The sequence below is a fragment of the uncultured Sphingomonas sp. genome (genome assembly GCF_964250165.1).
Classification (GTDB): Bacteria; Pseudomonadota; Alphaproteobacteria; order Sphingomonadales; family Sphingomonadaceae; genus Sphingomonas.
On the sequence record NZ_CAXUEK010000029.1, the window covers coordinates 25,043 to 32,189 of the forward strand.

Below are 7,147 nucleotides of genomic sequence, written 5' to 3' on the forward strand. Positions count from 1 at the left end.
TAGCGGCGCGCCATGGCCCAGACCCCTCCCCGCATGCCGCGCATGCAAACGCCTCAGCGAGTCCGCGGCACGCAAGACATCTTCGGCGACGAGCAGCGCCGCTTCGCGCACGTGCTCGCCACGTTCGAGCGCGTGCGGCGGCTGTACTGCTTCCAGCGCGTCGAGGTGCCGGTGTTCGAGGACACGCAGGTGTTCGCGCGCTCGATCGGCGAGACCACCGACGTGGTGGCGAAGGAGATGTACACCTTTCCCGATCGCGGCGGGGATTCGCTGACGCTGCGGCCCGAGTTCACCGCCGGGATCGCGCGCGCCTATCTGACCGAAGGCTGGCGGCAGTTCGCGCCGCTGAAGCTCGCGACCAGCGGCCCGGTGTTCCGCTACGAGCGGCCACAAAAGGGGCGGTTCCGCCAGTTCCATCAGATCGACGCGGAGGTGATCGGCGCGCCCGAGCCGGCCGCGGACGTCGAGCTGCTGGCGATGGCCGACCAGCTGCTGCACGAGCTTGGCGTGGCCGACGGCGTCACGCTGCAGCTCAACACGCTGGGGGACGCCGAAACGCGCGACCGCTGGCGCGACGCGCTGGTCGCGCATTTCGAGGCGCATCGCGGCGATCTGTCGGAGGATTCGCTGGCGCGGCTGGCGAAGAACCCGTTACGCATTCTCGACAGCAAGGATCCCCGCGATCGCCCGATCGCCGCCGCCGCGCCGGACATCGACGCCTATCTGACGGTCGAGGCGGGTGGCTATTTCGAGGCGGTCACCAAGGGGCTGGACGCGGCGGGGGTGCAATGGACCCGCAACGCGCGGCTGGTGCGCGGGCTCGATTATTACCGCCATACCGCGTTCGAGTTCGTCACCGACCGGCTGGGCGCGCAGGGCACGGTGCTGGCGGGCGGGCGCTATGACGGGCTGATCGAGGATCTGGGTGGGCCGCCGACGCCGGGCGTGGGCTGGGCCGCGGGGGTGGAGCGGTTGGCGATGCTGGTGGGGGAGCCAAAGCCCGAGCACTTGCAGGTCGCCATCGTCGCGGAAAATCACGAGCGTGAATTGGACGCGGTGCTGAAGACCGGCCGTTTACGGTTCATGGGGATTCGGACAGAGTTGTTCATCACGGGCAACCCTCGGAAGCGGTACGATCGCGCCGTCCGCCTTGCACCAGCGTGCATCGTCTCGCTGCAAGGCGAAGAGTGGACCGAGCCGAACGTCCGCTCGTTAGGGAATGATACCGGCCTCGCGGATATGGTACGTGCGTTATTCGGGCGAGCGACTGACTGATGCGGCGGTTGTTTCTCGTCATCCCGGGCTTGACCCGGGATCCCGCTGTTCTTGCCCGGCCAAAAGAAGCGGGACCCCGGCTCAAGGCCGGGGTGACGATCGAGGGAGAGTGGCGCGCATGACCACCATCTCCCCCGAGCGCATCCGGCAGATCGAGGCGCGGCGGGATGAGCTCGCGGCGCTGATGGCGACGGGCGATCTGCCGTCGGATCGCTTCGTCCAGGTCTCCAAGGAATATGCCGAGCTGGAGCCGGTCGCCGCCGCGGCGGGCGAGGTGCGGCGGCTGCGGCAGGAGGCGCGCTCGCTCCAGCAGATGACGGCGGAGAGCGATGCCGAGCTGCGCGCGATGGCCGCCGACGAGCTGGTCGCCAACGAGACCGCGCTCGCCGACGCCGACCGCAAGCTCGCGCTGGCGCTGCTGCCCCGCGACGCGGCGGACGAGCGCGCGGCGATGCTGGAGATCCGCGCCGGCACCGGCGGCGACGAGGCGGCGCTGTTCGCCGGCGACCTGTTCCGCATGTACCAGCGCTATGCCGAGAAGGAGGGCTGGCGGGTCGAGCTGATCTCCGCCTCCGCGTCGGAGGCGGGCGGGTTCAAGGAAGCGGTCGCCAGCGTCGAGGGCCGCGGCGTCTTCGCCAAGATGAAGTTCGAGAGCGGCGTCCATCGCGTCCAGCGCGTGCCGGCGACCGAAAGCGGCGGCCGCATCCACACGTCGGCCGCCACCGTCGCGGTGCTGCCCGAAGCCGAAGACGTCGACGTTCAGATCGACGACAAGGACCTGCGCATCGACATCTATCGCTCGTCCGGGCCGGGCGGGCAGGGGGTCAACACCACCGACTCCGCGGTACGGATCACGCACTTGCCCAGCGGGCTGGTCGTCATCCAGCAGGACGAGCGCAGCCAGCACAAGAACCGCGCCAAGGCGATGAAGGTGCTCCGCACCCGTCTCTACGAGGCCGAGCGCGAGCGGCTGGCGAACGAACGATCGGGCTCGCGCAAGGCGATGGTCGGTTCGGGTGACCGCTCCGAGCGCATCCGCACCTACAATTACCCGCAGGGCCGCGTGACCGACCACCGCATCAACCTGACGCTCCATCGCCTGCCCGAGGTGCTGGAGGGCGAGCTGGGCGAGCTGATCGGCGCGCTGGTGGCGGAGGACGAGGCGGAGCGGCTGGCGTCGCTGGATGGGTGAAGCTCCCCTCCCGCGTGCGGCAGGGGCAGCGGGAGGGCGTGTCGAACGCCTGCCCGCCGAAGCAAGCCCTCCCCTGGCCCCTCCCGCAAGCGGGAGGGGAACGATCAGGCAGGCCATTGCCGCCGCGGCGCGTCGGTTCGGCTCGTCCGCCACGCCGCGGCTCGACGCCGAGCTGCTGATGGCGCACGCGCTCGGCGTCACGCGCGAGGCATTGCTGCTCGGGCGGCTGGACGACCCCGCGCCGCCCGGCTTCGCGGCACTGGCGGAGCGGCGCACTGCGGCAGAGCCGGTCGCCTACATCACGGGCGTGCGCGCCTTCTGGACGATCGAGCTGGCCGTCGACCCGCGCGTGCTGATCCCGCGCGCCGACAGCGAGACGCTGATCGAAGCGGCGGTCGACCATTTCGCCGGCACGCCGGGACCGCGGACCGTGCTCGATCTCGGCACCGGCTCGGGTGCGCTGCTGCTGGCCGCGCTCGACCAGTGGCCGGCCGCCACCGGGATCGGGATCGACCGCTCGGCGGACGCGGTGCAGGTCGCGCGCGCCAATGCGCGGCGGCTTGGGTTCGGGTCGCGCGCCCGGATCGAGTGGGGGGACTGGAGCGAGGGATCGCTGCCGCGCGGCGACTTCGACCTCGTACTGTGCAACCCGCCCTATATCCCCAGCCGCGCCGACCTGCCGCGCGAAGTCGCCGGTTACGAGCCGTCCGCGGCGCTTTATGCCGGCTTGGACGGGCATGACGACCTGCTGCAGGTCGCCGGCGTCGTGCGCGGCCTGCTTGCCCCGGGCGGCGTCGCCTGCATCGAGATTGGGCACGATCAGGGCGCCTGGGCGACCGCGCTGTTCCGCGCGGCGGGCCTTGGCGTTAACCTGCGTCAAGACTTGGGCGGCAGGGACCGTTGCGTGATGGTCACGCCTTGAACAAACCGAGCGCCCACCCCACCTTTTTTCTTGTGGGACCGGTTTGGTCCGCTTAAGCAACTTGCAGGGTACGCAAGTCCGGCGGAGGTCGCCGGCCAGGGGCTTGCCAGCACTTCGTATCATCGCCGCGCAGCTTGACACTCGCGGCCATGGCGCACCGTTCGGTGATCCGGGCGGCTGAGGCGCATTCGGAGAAGAGAGCCGATTTTGGTTCGAGCACGAGGACGATACTTTTGATCAACAATCGTCAGAACGGTCGCCGTCGCGGCCGTGGGGGTGGTGGTAATGGCGGCGGCAACGGGCCGCGCCAGGGCGGCCAGCAGGGCAATGGCAGCCGCATCGACAATCGGGCGCGCGGCAACGCCAGCCAGCTGTTCGAGAAATACAAGAACCTGGCCGCGGACACGCAGCGCGCGGGCGATCGGGTGAACACCGAATATTATCTGCAGTTCGCCGACCATTATTTCCGGGTGCTGAGCGAACAGCGCGGCCGCTTCGACGACCAGCCGCAGCAGCGCGGCGCCCGCAACGACATCGACTACGACGCCGACGAGGAGTTCGGTGACGAGGGCGAGCCGATCCGCTCCGGCGAGCAGGGCGACGGCACTCGTGCCGACCGGGACGAGCGGCCGCGCGAGAGCTTCCGCAACGGCGGCGACCGCAGCGGTGGGGAGCCTCGCGAGGTCGGCGACAACCGCAACGGCAGCGACGGTCGTTCCGACGACCGTACCGCTCCGGACAATCGCAACGCCCGCGACAACCGGAACGTCGGCGACAGCCGCAACGGCGAGGGCCGGCGCGAGTGGCGGGACCGCAACGATCGCGGCGGCGAGCAGCGCCCCGAGACGATTGCCGGCCAGCATCGCGCCGAGCCGCTGCCGCCCCGCGAGACGCTGGCCCAGCGGGCCGAAGAGGTGCTGGAGGCCGATCGCCCGCTCGACCCGCCACCGGCGCGCCGCACCCGCCGCCCCCGCGCGGACGAGGATGCGGGCGAAGCGCCGGCCGCCTTCGAAGCCGATCGGCTGCCGCCCGCGTTGGGCGTTGCCGCCAACGATGCCGGGCCCGCCGAGCCGAAGCCGCGCCGCCGTCGTCCGCGTGCCGCCGAGGCGCCGACCGCCGCGGAGTGATCCGCACCGGCGCTGACATCGAAAGCCGGCCCGGCGTTGCGCGGGGCCGGCTTTTCGTGTGGCGAAGACCGGCGCCGGCTTGATCTGGATGGCAGAGCGCCGGCCGACGATCCGGCAGGTTTTGCCACGGCGCGCGGCCCGTGCGAGGCTGACCCATAAGGAGAAGCGCGATGACGATTGCGGCAGTCCTGAGCGCCAAGGGCGGCGAGGTGATCTCGCTGACCCGGGATACGACCGTGGCCGCGGCCGTCGCGCTATTCACCGAACGGCGCATCGGCGCGGCGCCGGTGCTCGATCCCAGCGGCGCGGTGGCCGGCGTCTTCTCGGAGCGCGACGTGCTTCACGCGGTGCAGGCGCGGGGCGCGGATGCGCTGCAGACGGCGGTCGGCGAGGTGATGACGAGCCCCGCCGTCGGCGTCTCTCCCGCCGAGCCGGTGATCGCGGCGCTGGCGCTGATGACGCGGCGGCGCTTCCGTCACCTGCCCGTGCTCGACGGCGACCGGCTGGTCGGTTTCGTCTCGATCGGCGACCTGGTGAAGCATCGTATCGATGGGATCGAGGCCGATGCCGCGGCGATGCGCGATTACATTCAGACCGCCTGACGCCGCCGCACCACGTCCATCATCAGGCGCAGCGTCGGTCTGGCGAACGTCGCCAGCCAGCCGAGATAGAATGCCGCCCCCGCGCTCACCAGCGCCGCCAGCCGGAGCTGCACGGGCAGCGCCGGCAAGGCGCGATCGAGGATCGAGACCGCCAGCGCCATCCCCAGCGCGGCAAGCGCCGGCGGCGCGACCGCCGTCGTCACGTCGGCCGCCCGCGCGCCGATCACCGGCAATGCCCGGCGCGCGCTGTCGACCAGATAGAGCGGGTAACCCGCCAGCCAGGCCAGCGCGAGCCCGGTCGGCCCCCAGCGCACGCCGACCAGGAACGCGATCGTCAGCAGCGCCGCCCCGACCGCGCCGTTGCGCACGCCCACGCCCGGCCTCCCTTGCGCGTCGCAGGCCGGGGTGAACAGCACCTGGACCGTCATGAACGGCATCGCCAGCGCGAGCAGGCGCACGACCGGAACGGCCTCCGCCCAGTGCGGCCCCAGCGCGGTCAGCACCAGCGGCTCGGCGGTCGCCGCCAGCCCGAGATAGAAGGGCAGCGCCGCCGTCATCACCAGCCCGGCGGCGCGCACGAAGCCGCGCGCCGTCGCCTCGCGGTCGTGACGCAGCCGGGCATAGGCGGAGAAGGCGACCTCGTTGAGCGGCGGCACCACCTTGGCCACGAAGATCTGCGTCAGGAACAGGCTGGTCGTGTAGATGCCCAGCGTTTGCGGCGAGAACCAGCGGCCGGCGATGAACACGTCGGCCTGGCTTTGCGCGAACCAGGTCAGCTGCCCCGCCGCGACGACGCCGCCGTAGCGTGCGAGCGCGCCCGCGCCACGCCAGTCGAACGAGGGCCGTACCAGCGTGCCCGCGCTGACGGTCAGCACCGCGGCGCGCGCGAAGAACAGGATGATCGGCGCCCACACCAGCGTCCACACGCCCCAGCCCGCCAGCGCTCCGCCCAGCGCCGCGCCCGCGCCCGCCACTGCGCCGACCATGTTGGCGCGCGCCTGGTGGCGGAAATCCATACGCCGGCTCAGCACCGCCTGCGGCAGGGCGATGAAGGGCGTCGCGAGATAGAGCAGCGCCTGGACCCGCAGCAGCTCGGCGACGATCGGCTGCCGGTAATAGGCCGCTGCCAGCGGCGCGAGGGCGAGCTGGGCCGCCGCCAGCGCGCCGTTGAGCGCCAGCAGCATCCCGAACGCCTGGCGGATGGCCCGCTTCGACAGCTCCGGCGCCTGCACCAGCGCACTCGCCAGGCCATAGCCGTTCAGCATGTTGAGGAAGACCAGCACGACCTGCGTCATCGCGAACAGGCCGTAGTCGTGCGGGCTGAGGATGCGGATCACCGCGAAGGTGGCGGCCCATTGCACCAGCTGCGACGCGAGCTGGCTGCCCGAGCGCCAGATCACCGCCCGGCGTACCTGATGGCCAAGCGGTTCCGTCGCCTGATTCGAAGGGGGAAGCGCCGTGTCCATGCCACGCGAGGGTCTACGCGCCACGCTCCTACCAGGCCGTAAATCAGGCGTTTTCAGAGGCTTTCCGTGCGTCCGGTCAAAAAAAAGCAAAAAAGCGTTTGACGTGGCCCACGGCCCGCCATAGATGAGCTCCAACGCAGCGACGGACGCCGACTTGATCGGCGCTCACCGAAGCGGTCACCAAATCGCCAGACGCCAGGGCAAGCCCTTCGAAAGAAGGATACGCCAAGGCGTCGGTTCTTTGCGCTCTTTGACATTGTTGGTCAAGATGAAGGGACATGTGGGCGGCGGCGCCCTCGTCCGACAGCCTCAGGGTGTCGGTAACGAGGTAAAGCCAAGCCTGACCTATGGTCCGCACCGGTTCGCCGGTGCGTGCTCGCATGTCCATTACCATTCCACAGTAATGTGATTGTGCAGGTCGGGCTCCCTGAGATGAGCGGTCCGGTCGGGGATATTCCACCTCGGTCGGGTCGGACATAAACTTGAGAGTTTGATCATGGCTCAGAATGAACGCTGGCGGCATGCCTAACACATGCAAGTCGAACGAAGGCTTCGGCCTTAGT

General features: G+C 70.3%; 6 protein-coding genes and 1 rRNA gene. 6 read left to right on the top strand and 1 reads right to left on the bottom strand.

Going from position 1 to position 7,147, the window contains the following annotated elements; all coding sequences use genetic code 11:
• The first annotated feature begins 33 nt into the window (after window positions 1-33).
• From hisS to ACFE64_RS08120, 5 genes are all read left to right on the top strand, one after another.
• Window positions 34-1,275 (top strand): histidine--tRNA ligase, encoded by a 1,242-nt coding sequence (hisS, locus tag ACFE64_RS08100; protein ID WP_375391950.1) that lies wholly within the window; start codon window positions 34-36, stop codon window positions 1,273-1,275.
• Window positions 1,276-1,393: 118 nt separating this feature from the next.
• Complete coding sequence (gene prfA / locus ACFE64_RS08105) at window positions 1,394-2,467, top strand: peptide chain release factor 1 (protein WP_375391951.1); 1,074 nt, start codon at window positions 1,394-1,396, stop codon at window positions 2,465-2,467.
• Window positions 2,460-3,389, top strand: a complete 930-nt coding sequence (prmC, locus tag ACFE64_RS08110; RefSeq protein ID WP_375391952.1) for a peptide chain release factor N(5)-glutamine methyltransferase — start codon at window positions 2,460-2,462, stop codon at window positions 3,387-3,389. Before prfA ends, prmC begins: the two co-directional genes overlap by 8 nt.
• 233 nt (window positions 3,390-3,622) lie before the next feature.
• Window positions 3,623-4,516 carry a DUF4167 domain-containing protein gene (locus ACFE64_RS08115; protein ID WP_375391953.1) on the top strand — a complete coding sequence of 298 codons (894 nt, stop codon included), beginning with the start codon at window positions 3,623-3,625 and terminating at the stop codon, window positions 4,514-4,516.
• Between the two features lie 170 nt (window positions 4,517-4,686).
• Complete coding sequence (locus tag ACFE64_RS08120; RefSeq protein WP_375391954.1) at window positions 4,687-5,118, top strand: CBS domain-containing protein; 432 nt, start codon at window positions 4,687-4,689, stop codon at window positions 5,116-5,118.
• Here ACFE64_RS08120 and ACFE64_RS08125 read toward each other — a convergent pair.
• Window positions 5,106-6,584, bottom strand: coding sequence for a lipopolysaccharide biosynthesis protein (locus ACFE64_RS08125; RefSeq protein WP_375391955.1), 1,479 nt, complete (start codon window positions 6,582-6,584; stop codon window positions 5,106-5,108). The two genes, ACFE64_RS08120 and ACFE64_RS08125, sit on opposite strands and share 13 nt — an antisense overlap.
• Before the next feature lie 478 nt (window positions 6,585-7,062).
• Here ACFE64_RS08125 and ACFE64_RS08130 point away from each other — a divergent pair.
• Window positions 7,063-7,147: ribosomal RNA gene (locus ACFE64_RS08130) — 16S ribosomal RNA — on the top strand; the annotation flags it as partial.